Raw genomic sequence first — 18,602 nt, forward strand, 5'->3', positions numbered from 1 at the left:
AGTCCCGAAGCCTGCGCCGGGCGCGGCGCGGCCGTCGAGCAGATGCCGCGGGTGGAGAGCATGGGAGCCGTCGTCGGCCAGGTGCGCGGCACCGATGCCGCGTTGGCCACCGGCGCCATCGACGCGCTATGCGAACAGATCGTCGCCGGCGCCGACCACGACGGCGACGTGCTGGTTATGTGCGGCACCACGCTGATCGTGTGGACGACCATCTCGCAGGCCCGGCAGGTGCCCGGCCTGTGGACCATTCCGCACACCACGCCCGGCAAGAGCCAGATCGGCGGGGCCAGCAACGCAGGCGGACTGTTCCTGGGCTGGGTGGATCGCGTTGTGGCAGCGGCAGACCCGAACGCGGTCGAACCCGGGCGCATTCCGGTGTGGGCACCCTATCTGCGCGGTGAGCGCACCCCGTTTCACGATCGGGACCGCCGGGGTGTGCTCGAGGCCCTGGATCTGACCCACGACGCCGCCGCGCTGCGGCGGGCCGCCTACGAGGCATCCGGCTTCGTGGTCCGCCGGCTCATCGAACTCGGCGGAGCGCCGGTGTCGCGCATCGTGGCCACCGGCGGCGGCACGCGGGTGGGGCCGTGGCTGCAGGCCATCGCCGACGCCATCGGGCGGCCGGTCGAGGTGTCCGGGGTGGCGGAAGGGGCCGCGCTGGGAGCGGCGTTCCTGGCGCGCATGGCGGTGGGCCTGGAGACGACCATCGCCGATGCCGCCCGATGGGCGCGCACCGAGCGCGTGGTCGAGCCCGACCCCGCGTGGGCGAGCGCGGTCGAGGATCGCTATCAGCGCTTCCAGGAGCTTGGGTAGCCGCAGATGTCGCGCGGTGACGCCACCGGCGTTCTAGGCTGGTGCAATGACCGACCAGGACCGCAAAGCCGCCCGCCGCGAAATCGCGGACGCATTGTTGAACGCCCTTGAACGACGGCACGAAATAGCCGACGTCGTCGTGGAATCGGAGAACAAGTCGGCCGCGGTGGAGGCGATCGTTCGCTTGCTCGACACCTCGCACGTGGCCGCCGAAGCGGTGATGGGGATGTCGTTCGATCAGCTCACCGTCGACTCGCGCCGCAAGATCCTCGCCGAACTCGAAGACCTGAACAAACAGCTGAGCTTCACCCTGGGCGAGCGTCCGGCGAGCCTGGGCGAGACGCTGGAGCTGCGGCCCTTCTCCGCCGCGGCCGACCGCGACATCTTCGCCGTGCGCACCGAGGACATCGGCTTCGCCGGCGACGGCTCCGGTGGACCCGCCGGCAACGTCGACGACGAGATCAGAGCCGCGCTGGGCCGGGTAGATGACGAAGAGGCCGCGTGGTTCGTGGCCATCGACTCCGGCGAAAAGGTGGGCATGGTGTTCGGCGAGCTGGTTCGCGGCGAGGTCGACGTCCGGATCTGGATTCACCCCGATCACCGCAAACGGGGCTACGGCACCGCCGCGCTGCGCAAGTCGCGCTCGGAGATGGCGTGGTGTTTCCCCGCGGTGCCGATGGTCGTGCGCGCACCCGCGGCCAACCCCCGCTGAGCGTTATCGCAGAACGCCGGTGACGTATCTGATGTCGCCGAAGGCGGCCATCGAGGGTTGCTCGGGGAAATCAAAACCGTTGGCCGCGTAGAGTTCCGGGGTGGTGTGCACCGACGAGTGCCAGCCCTGCTCGGACAGATAGGTCACCACGTCGTTGCGTTCGCCGGGGTAGACCAGATCGGCCCAGTTGAGGTCCAGTCCCATGCGCCGCCAGCGCTCGCTGATCTCGCGGCCACGCTTTTCGATGCGGCCGCGGATGTCGGGCACGTAGCCGGTGCCGATCCTGCTGCCGTTGGCGGACAGCGCGGTGATGTTGTCGAACAGGCGGTCCTGCGCCTCTGGCGGCAGATAGCCCAGCAGCCCTTCGGCGCTCCACGCCGCGGGTGCCCCTGCGTCAAATCCGCTGTCGGCCAACGCGGCCGGCCAGTCGTCGCGCAGGTCGACACCCACCGCCCGCCGGTCGGCGCTCGGTGTCGCGCCCAGATCCGCCAGGGTGCGGGTCTTGAACTCGATCACCCTGGGCTGGTCGATTTCGTAGACCACGGTCCCTGGCGGCCAGGCCAGCCGGTAGGCGCGGGTGTCCAGCCCCGAGGCCAGGATGACCGCCTGGCGGATACCGGCGCTGGCGGCCTCGAGGAAGAACGAATCGAAGAACCTGGTGCGGACGGCCATGCCCTCACCGAGTCGCCGCGGGGTGAACGCCGGATCGTCTTCGGGTGTCTCGATTTCGCCGTTCATCATCCGGATGAAGGCCTCGACACCGACGGCACGCACCAATGGCTCGGCGAAGGGATCGTCGATCAACGGGTCGGGGCCCTTGGATGCCAGCGCCCGCCGGGCAGCCACCGCGGTGGCCGTGGCGCCCACGCTGGACGCGAGATCCCAACTGTCGCCGTCCGATCGCTTGCTCTCGGTCTCCGGCACTAGCGCAGGGTGGCGGTGACGGTGACGATGTTGCGGAACTGCGCCATCGCCTCGTCGTCGTGGAATTCCAGGCCGTAATCGCCGAACAGCTCGCGCCGCGGACGGGCGGCGACCTCCCAGCCCTTGCCGGTCAGGTAGTCGACGACGTTGCTGCGCTCGCCGTCGAAGAACAGGCCCGACAGGTCGATGTCGCAGCCGACCTTGGCCCACCTGTCGTTGAACTCCTGGGCGCGTTGCGACATCGTCGTGCCCGTGGTGTCGGGGTGGTGCTCGGTGGCCAGCAAGCTGCCGGGGGCGCTGAGCTCGGTGATGTTGTCGAAAAGCCGGTCCTGGGCGTCGGGCGGCAGGTACATCAGCAGGCCCTCGGCGCTCCATGAGGTCGGTTGCGTCACGTCAAAGCCGCTGTCGCGCAGCGCCGCCGGCCAGTCCTCGCGCAGATCGATGCTGACCGTGCGCCGCTCGGCCGTCGGCGCGGCAGCCAGGCGGGACATGGTGGTGCTCTTGAACTCGATGACGGCAGGCTGATCGACCTCGTAGACCACGCTCCCGGGCGGCCAGCTCAGCCGGTAGGCGCGGGCGTCGAGGCCGGCCGCCAGGATCACCGCCTGGCGAACCCCGTCGCGGGCAGCGTTGAGGAAAAAGTCGTCGAAGAAGCGGGTGCGCACGGCGATGGAGTCGGTCTCCAGCCCCAGATCCTTGTCGCTGCCCGCGTAGCCCTCGGATTCGGCCACCTCACCGTCGACCAGGCGCCGGAAGAAATCCAGACCGACGGCGCGTACCAGGGGCGCGGCGAAGGGGTCGTTGATGATCGGGTTGGTGGCCTCGCTGGCCAGTGCGCGGGCCGCCGCGACCATCGTGGCCGTGGCACCGACGCTCGAGGCTAAGTCCCAGCTGTCCTGGTCAGTGCGTGTCATGCTGCTCCCAAGTTATTTAGCAAATGCAACGAGTCAGGAGGAACTTTACGCCTCACGTCTTACTGCTTCCTGTGTTTATTCGGCGGCGTGCGGCGGCCATCAAGGGGCCGACGCAAAGGCCCTGACCGGAGGTGGGCGGACCAGCTGTTAGTCTCGTACACGGTTTAACGCGCGACGCCGTACGTCCTGGCCTGCGGGTGTTGGGCGCGTGATGCAGGAAACCCCGGCTGCGCAGGAGGAAGAGTTGCTTTCCGCTTTCATCTCATCGCTGCGGACAGTTGACCTGAGACGGAAGATCCTCTTCACACTTGGCATCGTCGTCTTGTATCGGGTCGGCGCCGCGCTACCGTCCCCTGGCGTCAACTTTCCGAACGTCCAGCAGTGCATCAAAGAGGCCAGCGGCGGCGCGGCCGGGCAGATCTATTCGCTGATCAACCTGTTCTCCGGTGGTGCGCTGCTCAACCTCACGGTGTTCGCGGTGGGGGTAATGCCCTACATCACCGCCAGCATCATCGTGCAGCTGCTCACCGTGGTCATCCCACGGTTCGAGGAGCTGCGCAAGGAAGGCCAAGCCGGCCAGGCCAAGATGACGCAATACACCCGTTATCTGGCGATCGCGCTGGCCGTCCTGCAGGCCACCAGCATCGTGGCCCTGGCGGCCAACGGCGGGCTGCTGCAGGGCTGCTCGCTGGACATCATCGCCGACCAGAGCATCTTCACGCTGGTCGTCATCGTGCTGGTGATGACCAGCGGGGCGGCGCTGGTGATGTGGATGGGCGAGCTGATCACCGAGCGCGGCATCGGCAACGGCATGTCCCTGCTGATCTTCGTGGGCATCGCGGCGCGCATCCCCGCCGAGGGTAAGACGATCCTGGACAGCCGCGGCGGGATGATCTTCGCCGCCGTGCTGGTCGCCGCGCTGGTCATCATCGTCGGCGTGGTGTTCGTCGAGCAGGGCCAGCGCCGGATCCCGGTCCAGTACGCCAAGCGCATGGTCGGCCGACGCATGTACGGCGGAACGTCGACCTATCTGCCGCTCAAGGTCAACCAGGCCGGTGTTATCCCGGTCATCTTCGCGTCCTCGCTGATCTACATCCCGCACCTGATCACCCAGCTGATCCGCAGCGGTGCCGGTGGCGTGGGCAATAGCTGGTGGGACAAGTTCGTCGGCACCTACCTGTCCGACCCGAGCGATCCGGTGTACATCGCCATCTACTTCGGCCTCATCATCTTCTTCACGTACTTCTACGTCTCGATCACGTTCAATCCCGACGAGCGTGCCGACGAGATGAAGAAGTTCGGCGGGTTCATTCCCGGCATTCGGCCGGGCAAGCCGACCGCCGATTACCTGCGTTTCGTGCTGAGCCGGATCACCCTGCCGGGTTCGATCTACCTCGGCGCAATTTCGGTGCTGCCCAACTTGTTCTTGCAGATCGGCAATAGCGGAGCGGTTCAGAATCTGCCGTTCGGCGGTACCGCGGTGTTGATCATGATTGGCGTGGGCTTGGATACGGTCAAGCAGATCGAGAGTCAGCTCATGCAGCGCAACTATGAAGGGTTCCTCAAGTGAGAGTCGTTTTGCTGGGACCGCCGGGGGCGGGCAAGGGAACGCAGGCCCAGAAACTCTCGGAAAAGCTGGGGATCCCGCAGATCTCCACCGGCGAGCTGTTCCGTAGCAACATCGAGAACGGCACCAAGCTCGGCCTGGAGGCCAAGCGCTACCTGGACGCCGGCGACCTGGTGCCCTCCGAGTTGACCAACCAGCTCGTCGACGAGCGGCTGAACGAGTCGGACGCGGCCAACGGTTTCATCCTGGACGGCTACCCACGCTCGCTCGAGCAGGCCAAGGCGCTGCACGAGATGCTGGGTCGCCGGGGCACCGACATCGACGCGGTGCTGGAATTTCGGGTCTCCGAAGACGAGTTGCTGCAGCGGCTGAAGGGCCGCGGGCGCGCCGACGACACCGACGACGTCATCCTGAACCGGATGAAGATCTACCGCGCCGAGACCGCGCCGCTGCTGGATTACTACAGCGACGAACTCAAGACGGTCGACGCCGTCGGCTCCATGGACGAAGTGTTCGCCCGCGCGCTGCAGTCGCTGGGCAAGTAGGGATGAACCCGCTGGCGCGGCTGCGGGGTCGCAAGGTGGTGCCGCAGCGCAGTGCCGGCGAACTCGACGCGATGGCCGCGGCGGGCGCGGTGGTGGCGGCCGCGTTGCAGGCCGTCCGCGTGGCTGCGGTTTCCGGGGTCTCGACGCTGAGCCTGGACGAAATCGCCGAATCGGTGATCCAGGACGCGGGCGCGGTGCCGTCGTTCCTGGGCTATCACGGTTACCCCGCGTCGATCTGCGCGTCGGTCAACGAGCGCGTGGTGCACGGGATTCCCTCGGCCGCCGAGCTTCTGGCGCCCGGTGACCTGGTGTCGATCGACTGCGGCGCGGTGCTCGACGGCTGGCACGGTGACGCCGCGATCACCTTCGGGGTCGGGACGCTGGACGCGGCCGACGAAGCGCTGTCGCAGGCGACCAGGGAATCGCTGGAGGCCGGGATCGCGGCCATGGTGCCCGGTAATCGGCTGACCGACGTATCGCACGCCATCGAGATGGGCACGCGCGACGCCGAGGCCCGCCATTCGCGGGCGTTCGGGATCGTCGAGGGCTACGGCGGCCACGGCATCGGCCGCCAGATGCACATGGACCCGTTCCTGCCCAACGAGGGCTCACCGGGACGCGGCCCCGTGCTGGCCGCCGGGTCGGTGCTGGCCATCGAACCGATGCTGACGCTGGGAACCGGCAAGACCGTGGTGCTCGACGACCAGTGGACGGTCACCACCACCGACGGGTCGCGGGCGGCACACTGGGAGCACACCGTCGCCGTCACCGACGCCGGCCCACGCATCCTGACCTCGGCTTAGTGGTCGGGCTAGCCTTGAACTAAACGCCTACTCGCCTCGTTTCCCTGGCAGGAGGTGATCGAGTGGCTCGTGTGACTGGCACCGGCAGGGCGTCCGGCGCTGCCGAAGCCGCTCTGATGAAGGCGCTCTACGACGAACACGCCGCAGTTCTGTGGCGGTATGCGCTGCGGCTGACGGGGGATGCGAGCCAGTCCGAGGATGTGGTCCAGGAGACGTTGCTGCGGGCATGGCAACACCCCGAGGTCGTCGGCGACACGGAGCGCTCGGCGCGGGCGTGGTTGTTCACCGTGGCCCGCAACATGATCATCGACGACCGGCGCAGCGCGCGGTTTCGCAATGTCGTCGGCTCCACAGACGTGTCGGGTGCGCCCGAACAGTTCACGCCGGACGAGGTCAATGCGGCGCTGGACCGGTTGCTGATAGCGGACGCGATGGCGCAGTTGTCCGCCGAGCACCGAGCAGTGATCGAACGGTCCTACTACCGCGGTTGGACCACCACACAGACTGCTGCAGACCTCGGAATCGCCGAGGGAACAGTGAAGTCGCGACTACACTATGCTGTGCGGGCGTTGCGACTCACTCTGCAGGAACTTGGGGTCACCCGATGAGGGGCTCCGAATGCGCGAGGGGTGAGAAGAAATGGATGAAATGAGGACGCCGGTGCGCGATATCGGCCCTCCCGAAGACCGTTACGCGATGTGGGATGCCGCATACGTGTTGGGCTCTTTGTCGGCCGCGCAACGCCGCGAATTCGAGACGCACATCGCGCACTGCCCGGCCTGCCGGTCCGCCGTCGCCGATCTCAGTGGTGTGCCGGCGCTGCTGTCGCAGCTCGACCGTGACAAAGTGGCCGCGATCGACCAATCCGGTCCGGCCCCGGAGATGTCTGCGGAATTGCTGCCGTCCCTGCTGGCGACGGTGCGCTGGCGGCGCCGCCGCACCCGGGTAGTGACCTGGGTGGCGTCGACGGCCGCGGCCGCGGTGCTGGCTATCGCGGTGTTCGTCGGTCTTCAGGGGTGGTCGTCGACTCCGTCCCAGCAGGTGACTGCGGCGTCGGAGCCGATGGCGCAGGTGGGCACCAGCCTGCTGACGTCGACGGTCGCCGTCAGCAGCCAGCACTGGGGGACGTCCATCAACCTGCGCTGCGTGTGCCTGGCGCCGCTGAACGCGCACCATGACACGCTCGCGATGGTCGTGTTGGGGCGCGACGGCAGCCAGACCCGGCTGGCGACATGGGTGGCCGTGCCCGGCCACGCGGCGTCGCCCGCGGGTGCCATCTCGACTCCGGTCGACCAGATCGCGGCCGTGCAGGTGGTTGCCGCCGACACCGGACAGGTTTTGTTGCAGCGTTCGCTGTGAACACCGCGCGGTGAACTCAACGCCCTCGCGTGTCGTTACACAGGCATGGCAGGGACGCACCTCGCGGCCGGGATTCAGGACAGCGCCGATGCCGTAGTCATCGGAGCCGGGCCCGCGGGTCTGGCCGTCGCACGGGAACTCGATCATCGGTACGGCGTCAAAGCGCTGGTGCTCGACCGCGCGGCGGCCCCGGCGATCTCCTGGCGCAGGCGTTATGACGACTTCCGCCTGAACACGACCGGGTTCTTGTCTCACCTACCGGGACAACGTATCCCGTTGAGCGCCGGCCGGTGGCCGACCAAGGAGGACATGGTCCGCTACTTCGATCGCTACGTCGTCCGGCAGAAAATCCCGATCAAGCTCGGGTGCGAGGTCCACTCGGTCGACCGTTGCGTGGGAGTGTGGCAGCTGGACACATCATCAGGCAAAATCCGAAGCCGCACAATAGTTCTCGCCACAGGAAACTACGGCGCGCCAGCCGCCCCGCGCTGGCCCGGGCTTGAATGCTTTAAAGGCGAGATCGTTCACTCCGGGGAGTTCATCAACGCGTGGCCTTACCGTGGCCGAGACGTCCTCGTGGTCGGGGCGGGTAACTCCGCCGCCGACATCGCCGTGCAGCTGGCCAACGACGGTGCCCGCCGGATCTGGCTGGCGGTGCGCACGCCACCGCACCTGGTGCGGCGAGCCATTGGAGGATTCCCGTCGGACATCTTCCTCGAGCTGTCCGCAAGAGTCCCCGCTCGCATGGTCGATCCGCTGATCGCCCGCGTGACTCGCCTGATGTGGGGCGACCTGTCCCCCTACGGTTTTCAGCGACCCACGGTCGGCCTCAAAGCGACCGTCGAGACACGGGGTCGCATCCCCACGCTGGCGGACGGGCTGGTCGACGTAGTGCGAGCGCGGCGCGTCGAAGTCGTCGGCGCCGTCACGAGGCTGGAATCCGACTCCGTCATCCTCGCCGACGGCACATCCGTAACACCCGACGTTGTCATCACCGCAACCGGCTTCGAGCCGAACCTGCGCGGATTGGTCGGCCACCTCGGTGTCCTCGACGAGCATGGCAACCCGCGCGGCGGCTTCGCCTGCCACGTCGGCGAGGGAATGTTCGCGATCGGATACGGGATTCCGCCGAATGGCCCGCTGCGGGCGATCCGGCTGGCCGCCACGCCGCTGGCCGCGAAGGTGGCGGGCTACCTCAGACGGACGCGCCACAGCGAACAACTGGCGGCGGTTTAAGGAACGCGAATGGCTCTGCTCACCACTGAACACACATTCTTTCGCGGCGAAGCGGGCTACGAAACGACCCGTCGCGATACCGTGTGGAACGGCCTTGTGCCAGCGCGGTTTCCGGATGTCATCGTGCAGGCGCGCGACGCCGACGACGTGGTCTCGGCGCTCCGTTATGCGCGAGCGAACGGGCATCGCATCGGGGTACGTTCGGGCGGGCACAGCTGGGCCGCCAACCACCTTCGCGACGGCGGACTGCTGCTGGACGTGAGCCGCCTCGACCACTGCAGCGTCGATCCGGAACGGATGACCGCGGACGTGGGCCCGGGAAAGATCGCCAGCGCCTTCGCGGCCGAACTCGACGGGCAAGAACTGTTCTTTCCCGCGGGCCATTGCGAGGGGATCTGCCTCGGTGGTTATCTGCTGCAAGGCGGCTACGGTTGGAACAGCCGGGCTCTCGGACCGGCGTGCGAGAGCGTGCTCGGCCTGGAGGTCATCACCGCGGACGGCGAGCGGATCCATTGCGATCCCGAGAATCATCCCGACTTGTATTGGGCTGCACGCGGTTCCGGTCCCGGCTTCTTCGGCGTGGTGACCTCGTTCAAGCTACGGGTCTATCCGCGTCCGGCGGTATGGGGCACCTGCCTGTACATGTACCCGATTGAACTGGCCGACGAGGTCTTCACGTGGGCGCGCTCGATCAGCGGCGAGCTCGATGACCGGGTCGAATTGCAGGTGCATACCGCCCGTAGCTTCCCGGGAGCCGGGCTCAACCAGCCTGGCATCACGATCGCCTCGCCTGTCTTCGCCGATTCGGAGGACGAGGCGGCCAAAGCCCTTGCCCCGCTAGGCAGTTGTCCGGTTGTCGACAAGGCGATCGTCAGCCTTCCATATGCGCCGACGACCCTGGCGAACTGGTATACGGCCGTGATGACCAGTTACCCGAAGGGCCACCGCTATATTGCGGACAGCATGTTCACGTCGGCTTCCGCCGAAGAACTGCTGCCGGGCATCCGCCGGATCATCGAAACCATGCCGCCGCACCCGTCACACTTCATCTTCACGGGCTGGAAGACGTCGCCGAGCCGCACCGACATGGTGTACGGCCTCGAAGACGACATCTACCTGGCGCTGTACACCATCTGGCAGGATCCGGCGGACGACGAACGGTACCGCGACTGGGCCGCGTCCAACATGGCCGCGATGTCGCACCTGGCGACCGGTATCTCCTTGGCGGACGAGAACCTGTGCCGGCGCCCGGCGCGATTCATCACCGAATCGAACATGGCACGGCTGGACCGGGTGCGCTCGGCCTACGACCCGGATGGCCGCTTTCACAGCTATTTGACACGTATATAAAAGCGCTGGCAATCCGGAGGGATTGCGCTTACCAGTGAACTGAAGCTACCCGCCGGTCGTGTCACTGGCATCGTCATAAGTTAGGTGAGCAGATGTCGAGGCAACACCGGGTGGTCGACCACATCGTCGAGCATCTCGCGAGGACCGACGCCGATTACATATTCGGCGTCGACGGCGCCAACATCGAAGATCTCTACGACGCCGCACACTTTTGCGCAGACATCACCGCCGTGTTGGCCAAGCATGAATTCTCCGCGGCCACGATGGCCGACGGATACAGCCGCAGCGGCGCCGGCCTTGGGGTAGTGGCGGCGACCTCTGGCGGGGGAGCACTCAATCTTGTTCCCGGCCTTGGGGAATCGTTGGCCAGTCGCGTCCCGGTGTTGGCGTTGGTGGGCCAGCCGGCGACAACAATGGACGGGCGGGGCAGCTTCCAGGACACCAGCGGCCGCAACGGCTCGCTGGATGCCGAGGCGTTGTTCTCGGCGGTATCGGTCTGGTGCCGGCGAGTGCTGACGCCCTCCGACATCGTTACCGCCCTGCCGGAAGCCATCGCGGCGGCACGCGGCGGTGGACCAGCTGTCCTGTTGTTGCCCAAGGACATTCAGCAGAAGCCGGTCACGGTCATCGATCATCCCGGGCAAACCATCAGTGATGCAGCGTCGGCGGCGCCCCGGATCGGTGACCTCGATCCGGTACTGCGCGCGCTACGGGCCGCCGATGGACCGGTCACGATCATCGCCGGCGAGCAGGTGGCCCGCGACGATGCCCGAGCGGAGCTGGAGACGCTGCGCGCGATGCTGCGCGCGCGGGTGGCATGCGTGCCCGACGCCAAAGACGTCGCCGGCACGCCGGGTTCGGGTTCGTCGTCGGCGCTGGGCGTGACCGGCGTCATGGGGCATCCCGGCGTGGCCGAGGCGGTCGGTGACAGCACGGTGTGCTTGGTGGTGGGCACCCGACTGTCGGTGACGGCCCGGGCAGGCCTCGACGACGCGCTGACGGCGGCGCGGACGGTCTCGATCGGATCGGCGGCGCCATACTTCGCGTGCACTCACGTGTGCACGGACGACCTGCGGACCTCGTTGCGCATGGTGGCCATGGAACTATCCGGGCAGGGGCGGCCGAGGAACCTGCGCGTGCCCGATTTCGTGACCGACACCGAACTCAGGCCACCACCCTGCCGCGGTCCGGGTGTCCGCTACCGCGATGCGCTGACCGTGCTGGACCGGGTGCTGCCCGACGGCGTGGACATCGTCGTCGACGCGGGCAACACCGGTGCCGCTGCCATTCACCATCTGCCGGTCCGGCGTGGCGGCCGGTTCGCTGTCGCGCTCGGCATGGGGGGCATGGGTTACAGCTTCGGTGCCGCTATCGGGATGGCTTTCGGTCGTGCCGTGGGCAGCCGGCTCAGCCCGCGCACTGTCGTAATCGCCGGGGACGGCGCATTCTTCATGCACGGCATGGAAGTCCACACAGCGGTGCAGTACCGGCTGCCGGTGACGTTCGTCCTGTTCAACAACAACGCCCATGCCATGTGCGTAACCCGCGAGCAGTTGTTCTACGACGACCTGTACAGCTACAACCGGTTCGGTCCCAGCCGGCTGGGCGCCGGGTTGGCGGCGATGTTCCCGGGGCTGTCGGCGATAGACGTGGCCGACGTCGACGCGCTGGCTGCCGTGCTGGAAGGGGCGATGGCCGCGGATGGCCCGTCGGTGATCAGCGTTGAGTGCTCTGCCGACGAAATCCCGCCCTTTGCAGCGTTTTTGAACCAGCAAGCGACCAAAATCATTGGCCGACCGACACCTCAAGAGGAAAGATCAGATGTCCCTGCCAGCGCTTGACGACATTCACGTTCACACCGGCACCACCGAGCCGATCGAGGGGCTGGTCCGGATCGAGACCTCGCCGCTTGAGAAGACCGCCCCGATGTTCATGGCCCAGATGCGGTCTATGTACCCGCATGACGAGGTCTTCGGGCGATACTGCACGGTCAGCGACTACGTCGACTGCCCACCCGACGAGCTGCTCGAATACCTGGCCGATACGCGCAGCCTTGCGGAGTGGACGTACACGCTGCGTGACTTCACTCCCACCGAAGAGCCCGGGCTGTGGCTGGCCTACGACCGGTTGCTCCCGGATACCAAGATCTTCACCCGAACGGTGGCCAACGCCCAAGCAGGCACCGTCGACTACCACTGCGCCTGGGACCAGGGCGCGCACCTCTGGATGATCTACCTGATGCGGGTCGTCGATGCGCAGATGGTGCTGAACAAGCCCGGATCCGTTGTGCTGTGGACCAATTGCCACCACCCCTTCTACGACCACAACCCGTATGGCGACGCCGCGCCGCCGGATCGGACGGGCTGGGTGGGTGACTTCTGGGACATCTTCGGCGCCGGTCACGGGGTGGAGCTGAACAACCTCAAGACGATCGCCGAGTACCGCCACCGCAACGGCCTGCCGATCACGCCGGCCTGGATGAGGTGAGTACCGCAATGAAGCAACCAACCGCGAGCCTGACCGACGTCTCCACCTACCTGCCCGGAAAACCCATCGGCGCAGACTATTACGCGCAGTTCGCCGGCTCCGATGAGCTGGCCGACAACCTGATGTTCCGCGCCCCTAAATTTCGCCATCACGTCGCGGCCGATGAAACCGCAGTCGACATGGTTGAGCGTGCCGCCGCGGGTGTTATCGAACGGAACGGCCACGACGTCATCTCCGACGTGGACGTGCTGATTACCCACGCTCAGATGCCCGACATGCCGTTCTACGGCGGAGGTGGCAGCATCGCACACCGCTTGGGCATGCGACCCAACTGGGTGTTGGATCTGCACAACGGCGGTTGCGCGGCGTTCGTGCTGGGGCTCAAGGTGGCCCGCCGGCTCCTGACGTCCGGCGAAGGGCGCACCGCGCTCGTCGCCGTCGCGCAGAACGCTGCGGGACAGATCTTCGACCAACCCGGCGTGCGGGCGAAGGCGCAGTCGTCGGTACCCGGCGACGGCGCCGCCGTCGGCCTTGTCACGCTGTCGAACGATTCACCGATTCTCGACGTCGAGTGCCGAACCTACGGCGAATACGCCGGCGACATGACCATCGCCATCGACCCGCCCCGCAAATGGTGGCAACCCGGAACGGGTGAGGGCTGCATCGGTTTCACCGAAAGCAAGATCGCCAAGGTGTTGGCGCGCGGCAACAGGCAGGTTCCCGAAGTCGCGCTCGCGGTCTGCGACCGCATCGGGTTGCCCTCCAAAGAGATCGATTTGCTGGTGACCAATCAACCCAATCGGGTGTTTTTGCGTAACTGGCGCGAGGCGCTCGAGGTGCCCGAATCGAGACACCTCGATACTTTTGATGAATGCGGCAACCTGTTCGGCGCCGGCATCCCCGTCAACCTTGACCGTGCGATATCCGACGGTCAGCTCAAGGCCGGCGACGTGGTGATGATGGCGGCATTCGCGCACGCCGGCGACTTCGCGGGCGCGGCCGCAGTCCGCTGGGGCGGGCGAGACTGATGTCGGCCGTGCTGGAAGCGGACCCCGTCACTGCCGAGATAGGCAGCGCGCTGCCGGATGCGATCGATCCGCTGGCGCTGTCCCTCAACGAGAACCCGTTCCCGCCGCTGCCGGCCGTTCGTTCGGCGTTGATCCGCTCGATCGACGCCGCCAACCGCTATCCCGAATTCCGGCCCGAACGGATGCGGTCACTCGTCGCCGGTCACGTAGGGGTCGGCGACGGGCAGGTTGTGCTCGGAGCCGGGGCGAGCGGAGTGGCGATGCAGGTCCTGCATGCGGTGACGCGGCCCGGTGACCGGATTGTGTTGAGCGAGCCGACATTCGACGGATATCCGATCTTTGCACATATGGCCCACCTGACGCCGATCACCGTTCCGCTCGACGGATCTGGCCACCACGATCTGAACGCTATGGCCGAGGCGGCGGCGGGCGCGAACGTCGTCGTCCTGTGCCGGCCGCACAATCCGACCGGCACGATGGAATCCGTTCCGGAGGTCGAACGATTCCTGCGCCGCGTGCCAGACGACACGGTCGTGCTGCTCGACGAGGCCTATATCGAGTTCGTCGCCCCCCAGCACCGCGTCGGCGGACCGGATCTGGTGCGGCGCTTCCCGAATGTCGTGGTGCTGCGGACGTTCTCGAAGGCCTATGGCTTGGCCGGACTTCGTATCGGCTACGGGTTCGCCTCACCGGAGCTCGCCACGATCCTGTGGAAGATGCAATTGCCGTTCGGCATGGGGATCACCAGCCTGGTCGCCGTGGCTGCTTCCTATGCGGCCGACGATCAGTTGCGGCAACGCATTCTGCGAATCAGCGGTGAGCGCCAATACTTGTCCCGGCGCCTCGCCGCGTTGGGGGTGTGCACCACCGACGGACATGCCAACTTCGTTTACCTGCCGCCCGTCGGGCGGCACTGGCAACAGGTGTTCGGTGAGGCTGGGCTGAAGGTCCGGCACTACCCCGACGGAGGCGCGCGGATCACCGTCGGGAGCCGCGCATCCACCCGAGCGGTGCTGGCCGCAGTGGCAAAGTCACACGCCTGAGGAAAATCACGGCCAAAGTGCGGTAAGAAAGGGCGTGGCCCCTTCTGCATCCGACAAACCCGACCCGATCGCACAGGCGAGGGCGAACTGGGCGCGCGCCGGCTGGGGTGACGTGGCGCCGGGCATGGTCGCCGTGACGTCCGTGATGCGGGCTCACCAGATCCTGCTCGCTCGCGTCGAGAACGCGCTGCGCCCCTACGACTTGAGCTTTTCCCGCTTCGAGTTGTTGCGGCTCCTGGCCTTCAGCCGCAGCGGTGCGTTGCCCATCACCAAGGCGTCTGACCGGCTGCAGGTTCACGTCACCAGCGTTACGCATGCGATCCGTCGGCTGGAAGCCAACGGGCTGGTGCAGCGGGTGCCCCACCCCACCGACGGACGCACCACCCTCGTGCAGATCACCGATCTCGGCCGCTCGACCGTCGAGGACGCCACCATCACGCTCAACGAGCAGGTGTTTGCCGACATCGGGATCGATGCCGATGAGTCCGAAGCGCTGGTGTCATCCATCGAGACACTGCGGCGCAACGCCGGCGACTTTTGAACCTCTCGCCGACGTCCTACGTGGTAGCGGTAGGAGGTCTGCGATGAATCTTTGCCCTACGCGGAACTAGCACCGATGCCGCTTCGCATCCTCGTCGTCGGTGCCGGTGTCGGGGGTATCTCCGTTGCCCGGGGACTCATGCGCGACGGGCATGATGTCACCGTCTTCGAGCGACGCCCGGATTCGCAGCCCGGCGGGGGCGCCGTAACCATCTGGCCCAATGGCGCAACGGTTTTGGACCAGCTCGGTGTCGACATGGACGGCGTCGGGCAGCTACTGTCCACGGTGCGAGTCTCGACACCGACCGGCCGCCGGATCACAACGGTGGACTTGACGACGATCACGGCACGGTTGGGCGCACCGGTCCGGATGGTCCCGCGTCGGCTCCTGCTCGAGCGCCTGCTGGATGGGTTTCCCACAGAGCGCATTCGGTTCAACCGCGGTGCCGTCGGTTTCGTCAACACCTGCAATGGGGTTCGGGTCGAATTCGACGACGGCAGGTCGGCCGAAGGGGATCTGCTGATCGGCGCGGACGGTCTGCACTCGAAGGTCCGTGATTACGCCGGCGGGCCGGCGGCGCGGCCCACGGGCTGGTGCAGCTGGCAGGGACTTGCGACGCTTCCCGGCCGGGTCGATAGGAACGTCGCGCTCATGATCATCGGTGAGCATGCAAACCTTGGCCTGTGGCCGGCGGGAGGCTCGGATCTGCAGTGGTGGTTCGACTTGCCGTGGTCGTCCGATTTCGTCAGACCGCCACGCCCTCTCGACATGCTGCGCTCGCACTTCACCGGATGGTCCGAACTGGTCGACCGCGTGCTGGTGACATTGAGCGATGAGGATCTTGCCCCTTCGCCATTCCCGCATTTCCGGCATCCGATTCCCCGCACGGGCCGCGGCGCTATCACGCTGCTCGGCGATGCCGCACACACGATGCCGCCCACCCTTGCGCAGGGGACCAACCAGGCACTCCTCGACACGATGGTGTTGTGCAAGGCGCTTTCGAATCTCGACTGGACAATTCTTCCCGGTGGCAGACATCATCTCGCGAGCGCGCTGCGCTGGTACGAAAAGACCCGGCGACGCCAGGTCAAGGCCGTGTCTTGGGTGACCACGCAGCAGGTGTCCCGCAGCGAGTCCACGCTGAGGCCGGCGGCAATGATCTCGGACCGGTTCATGACCTGGGCGCTAACGGCGTTCCTGCACAAGGTGAGTCACAGCCGGATGTCCGCGGAGATCAGTCGAGACCTCGCGGCCGCCGCGCCAGCGCGTGTCTGATCGGGAGGTGAGGTGATGTCGATGAGCGCCAAGTTGCCGCCTCCGCGGCTGGCCCGCGGTGTCGAATGGATCCGCCACCTCCTGTATCGGCTACATCAACGGCTGGTACCCCCGCCCGCGGCGATGATGGAAATGATCACCGCCACCTGGACTTCGCAGGCGATCACCGTGGCGGCTCAATTGGGCATCGCCGATGCGCTGGCCCACGGCCCGCTGCCGATCGAGGACCTGGCAGACCGGGTGGGCGCGGACGCCGACGCGCTGCGCCGGTTGCTGCGCGCCCTGATCGGCCGGGGAGTTTTCTGCCGCCGCCGCGACGGCCGCTATGAGCTGAATCCCCTTGCGGCGACGCTGCGTTCGGATGCACCAGTGTCGATATCAGCCGCGGCGCGGTTCTATGGGTCGCGGGAGCAGCGCGAACGATGGACCCTGCTCGTTGATTCGGTCCGCACCGGTCTCTCCGTCGTCCCGGCGCTGCACGGCAAGGACAGCTTCGACTACTTCGCCGACGAGCCCGAGCTCGCCGAGCTCTTCAACCAGACGATGACCAACATTTCGGAGCTGACCACCGCGTCCGTGGTCGCCGGCTACGACTTCAGCGCCTACCCCACAATCGTCGACGTCGGTGGTGGTCACGGCCCGCTGCTGGCCGCCGTCCTCGCTGCGGCGCCCGCTTCCCGCGGCGTGCTGTACGACTTGCCGTCGGTCGTCGCGAGCGCGCGCCCACTGTTGGAAAAACACCGTGTCGCTGACCGGGTGCGCATCGCGGAGGGATCGTTTTTCGACACCGTTCCGGGCGGCGGTGACGCCTACATCCTCAAGAACATCATTCACGACTGGCGCGACCAGATGGCGGTCCGGATCCTGCGCAACGTTCGCGCAGCGGCGGGCCCGCAAGCCAGGGTACTGCTGGTCGAAATGGTCATCCCGGAGCACGACCGCGACTTCCCGGGAAACTGGGTGGACCTGGAGATGCTGTTGAATCTGGGGGCTCGCGAACGTACGGCGGCCGAGTACCGATATCTGCTGAGCGAAGCGGGGTTTGAGATGACCAGGATGGTACGAACCGCTTCACCGCTGAGCGTGGTGGAAGCCAGGACCGCATAACCACCGAGCCGTTCAGCTGCCGCGCAGCATCTCGATGACCGCGCTGAAGTCCTTATCGGCGTGGTCGGCAGCGAATTTCGCATAGATCTCGGCGGCGTGTGTACCCAGCGGCGCCGCCGATCCGCTGGAGGACACCGCATCCATCGCCAGGCCCAGGTCCTTGTTCATCAGCGCGGTGGCAAAGCCCGGTTGGAAGTCGTTGTTGGCCGGTGATGTCGGGACCGGTCCGGGCACAGGGCAATTGGTGTGTACCGCCCAGCAGTTGCCGGTCGCCCCGGTGATGACATCGAACAGGGACTGGGCGGACAACCCGAGCTTCTCGGCCAGGATGAACGCCTCGCCGATCGCGATCTGATGCACCGCCAGCACCATGTTGTTGCACACCTTGGCGGCCTGCCCCGCTCCGGCCGCTCCGCAGTGAATGATCTTGCCCGCCATGGGTTCCAGCACCGGCCGCGCCCGCTGTAGGGCGTCCTCGTCGCCGCCCACCATGAACGCCAGCGTCCCGGCGACGGCACCCTTCACCCCGCCCGACACGGGGGCGTCCAGCTGCCCGACGCCGTTCGATTCGGCCAGCGCATGCACCTCGCGGGCATCGTTGACCGAGATCGTGGAGCTGTCGATGAACAACGCGCCGGGTCGCGCTGCGGGCAGGATCTCCGCGTAGCAGCGTTTGACCAGCTCCCCGTTGGGCAGCATGGTGATGACCACGTCGGACCCGGCTACCGCGTCAGTGGCGCTGTCGAATCCGGTGACGCCGGCGTCGGTCGCCGCGGACAGCGCCGCCGGCACGGGATCGAAACCGCGCACCGCATGTTTGGCCGCAACAAGATTCGTCGCCATGGGCCCGCCCATATGGCCCAGGCCCAGGAAGGCCACCGTCAGGTGCTCGGTCATC

19 protein-coding genes are annotated in these 18,602 nt (G+C 66.8%); 16 read left to right on the plus strand and 3 right to left on the minus strand.

The annotated features are described in order from the left end of the window. Together VFW69_RS00440 and VFW69_RS00445 are read left to right on the plus strand one after the other, a co-directional pair. Positions 1-813 (plus strand): FGGY-family carbohydrate kinase (locus VFW69_RS00440; RefSeq protein WP_526497028.1); only part of this gene is annotated, 813 nt, incomplete at its 5' end. A gap of 46 nt (positions 814-859) precedes the next feature. Continuing rightward, positions 860-1,525: a GNAT family N-acetyltransferase gene (locus VFW69_RS00445; protein ID WP_526497030.1), complete on the plus strand. Its 666-nt coding sequence runs from the start codon at positions 860-862 to the stop codon at positions 1,523-1,525. Positions 1,526-1,528: 3 nt separating this feature from the next. Here VFW69_RS00445 and VFW69_RS00450 read toward each other — a convergent pair whose 3' ends face one another. Together VFW69_RS00450 and VFW69_RS00455 are read right to left on the minus strand one after the other, a co-directional pair. Continuing rightward, the gene (locus tag VFW69_RS00450) at positions 1,529-2,449 is read right to left on the minus strand and encodes a class I SAM-dependent methyltransferase (protein ID WP_526497032.1); all 921 of its coding nucleotides are present in this window, start codon (positions 2,447-2,449) and stop codon (positions 1,529-1,531) included. Continuing rightward, positions 2,449-3,363: a class I SAM-dependent methyltransferase gene (locus tag VFW69_RS00455; RefSeq protein ID WP_526497034.1), complete on the minus strand. Its 915-nt coding sequence runs from the start codon at positions 3,361-3,363 to the stop codon at positions 2,449-2,451. Before VFW69_RS00455 ends, VFW69_RS00450 begins: the two co-directional genes overlap by 1 nt. A 244-nt stretch (positions 3,364-3,607) precedes the next feature. Here VFW69_RS00455 and secY point away from each other — a divergent pair, with 244 nt between their 5' ends. From secY to VFW69_RS00525, 14 genes are all read left to right on the plus strand, one after another. Beyond that, positions 3,608-4,933 carry a preprotein translocase subunit SecY gene (gene secY / locus VFW69_RS00460; protein ID WP_526497085.1) on the plus strand — a complete coding sequence of 442 codons (1,326 nt, stop codon included), beginning with the start codon at positions 3,608-3,610 and terminating at the stop codon, positions 4,931-4,933. After that, a complete protein-coding gene (locus tag VFW69_RS00465; protein WP_526497036.1) occupies positions 4,930-5,475 on the plus strand; it encodes an adenylate kinase in 546 nt (181 codons plus the stop codon). The genes secY and VFW69_RS00465 overlap by 4 nt, the downstream gene beginning before the upstream one ends. A gap of 2 nt (positions 5,476-5,477) precedes the next feature. Continuing rightward, positions 5,478-6,278, plus strand: a complete 801-nt coding sequence (gene map / locus VFW69_RS00470; RefSeq protein WP_526497038.1) for a type I methionyl aminopeptidase — start codon at positions 5,478-5,480, stop codon at positions 6,276-6,278. Between the two features lie 71 nt (positions 6,279-6,349). Then, positions 6,350-6,886 (plus strand): RNA polymerase sigma factor, encoded by a 537-nt coding sequence (locus VFW69_RS00475; protein ID WP_526497087.1) that lies wholly within the window; start codon positions 6,350-6,352, stop codon positions 6,884-6,886. Positions 6,887-6,917: 31 nt separating this feature from the next. Beyond that, the gene (locus VFW69_RS00480) at positions 6,918-7,637 is read left to right on the plus strand and encodes an anti-sigma factor family protein (RefSeq protein WP_526497040.1); all 720 of its coding nucleotides are present in this window, start codon (positions 6,918-6,920) and stop codon (positions 7,635-7,637) included. Between the two features lie 45 nt (positions 7,638-7,682). After that, positions 7,683-8,873, plus strand: coding sequence for a flavin-containing monooxygenase (locus VFW69_RS00485; protein WP_526497042.1), 1,191 nt, complete (start codon positions 7,683-7,685; stop codon positions 8,871-8,873). Positions 8,874-8,882: 9 nt separating this feature from the next. Further along, positions 8,883-10,223 carry an FAD-binding oxidoreductase gene (locus VFW69_RS00490; RefSeq protein WP_526497044.1) on the plus strand — a complete coding sequence of 447 codons (1,341 nt, stop codon included), beginning with the start codon at positions 8,883-8,885 and terminating at the stop codon, positions 10,221-10,223. A 92-nt stretch (positions 10,224-10,315) separates the two neighbouring features. After that, complete coding sequence (locus tag VFW69_RS00495; protein ID WP_526497046.1) at positions 10,316-12,064, plus strand: thiamine pyrophosphate-binding protein; 1,749 nt, start codon at positions 10,316-10,318, stop codon at positions 12,062-12,064. Further along, the gene (locus VFW69_RS00500) at positions 12,045-12,710 is read left to right on the plus strand and encodes an SRPBCC family protein (protein ID WP_526497048.1); all 666 of its coding nucleotides are present in this window, start codon (positions 12,045-12,047) and stop codon (positions 12,708-12,710) included. The genes VFW69_RS00495 and VFW69_RS00500 overlap by 20 nt, the downstream gene beginning before the upstream one ends. Before the next feature lie 8 nt (positions 12,711-12,718). Continuing rightward, positions 12,719-13,738: a 3-oxoacyl-ACP synthase III family protein gene (locus tag VFW69_RS00505; protein WP_526497050.1), complete on the plus strand. Its 1,020-nt coding sequence runs from the start codon at positions 12,719-12,721 to the stop codon at positions 13,736-13,738. Beyond that, positions 13,738-14,781: a pyridoxal phosphate-dependent aminotransferase gene (locus tag VFW69_RS00510; RefSeq protein WP_526497052.1), complete on the plus strand. Its 1,044-nt coding sequence runs from the start codon at positions 13,738-13,740 to the stop codon at positions 14,779-14,781. Before VFW69_RS00505 ends, VFW69_RS00510 begins: the two co-directional genes overlap by 1 nt. 34 nt (positions 14,782-14,815) lie before the next feature. Next, positions 14,816-15,322 carry a MarR family winged helix-turn-helix transcriptional regulator gene (locus tag VFW69_RS00515; protein WP_526497054.1) on the plus strand — a complete coding sequence of 169 codons (507 nt, stop codon included), beginning with the start codon at positions 14,816-14,818 and terminating at the stop codon, positions 15,320-15,322. A 75-nt stretch (positions 15,323-15,397) separates the two neighbouring features. After that, positions 15,398-16,597: an FAD-dependent oxidoreductase gene (locus tag VFW69_RS00520; protein WP_526497056.1), complete on the plus strand. Its 1,200-nt coding sequence runs from the start codon at positions 15,398-15,400 to the stop codon at positions 16,595-16,597. 15 nt (positions 16,598-16,612) lie between these two features. Beyond that, the gene (locus VFW69_RS00525; protein WP_526497058.1) at positions 16,613-17,704 is read left to right on the plus strand and encodes a methyltransferase; all 1,092 of its coding nucleotides are present in this window, start codon (positions 16,613-16,615) and stop codon (positions 17,702-17,704) included. Between the two features lie 12 nt (positions 17,705-17,716). Here VFW69_RS00525 and mmsB read toward each other — a convergent pair whose 3' ends face one another. Then, positions 17,717-18,601, minus strand: a complete 885-nt coding sequence (mmsB, locus tag VFW69_RS00530) for a 3-hydroxyisobutyrate dehydrogenase (protein ID WP_526497060.1) — start codon at positions 18,599-18,601, stop codon at positions 17,717-17,719. Between the last annotated feature and the right edge of the window lies 1 nt (position 18,602).

Origin of the sequence: Mycobacterium sp. (assembly GCF_036273375.1) — a bacterium.
Taxonomy (GTDB): Bacteria; Actinomycetota; Actinomycetes; order Mycobacteriales; family Mycobacteriaceae; genus Mycobacterium.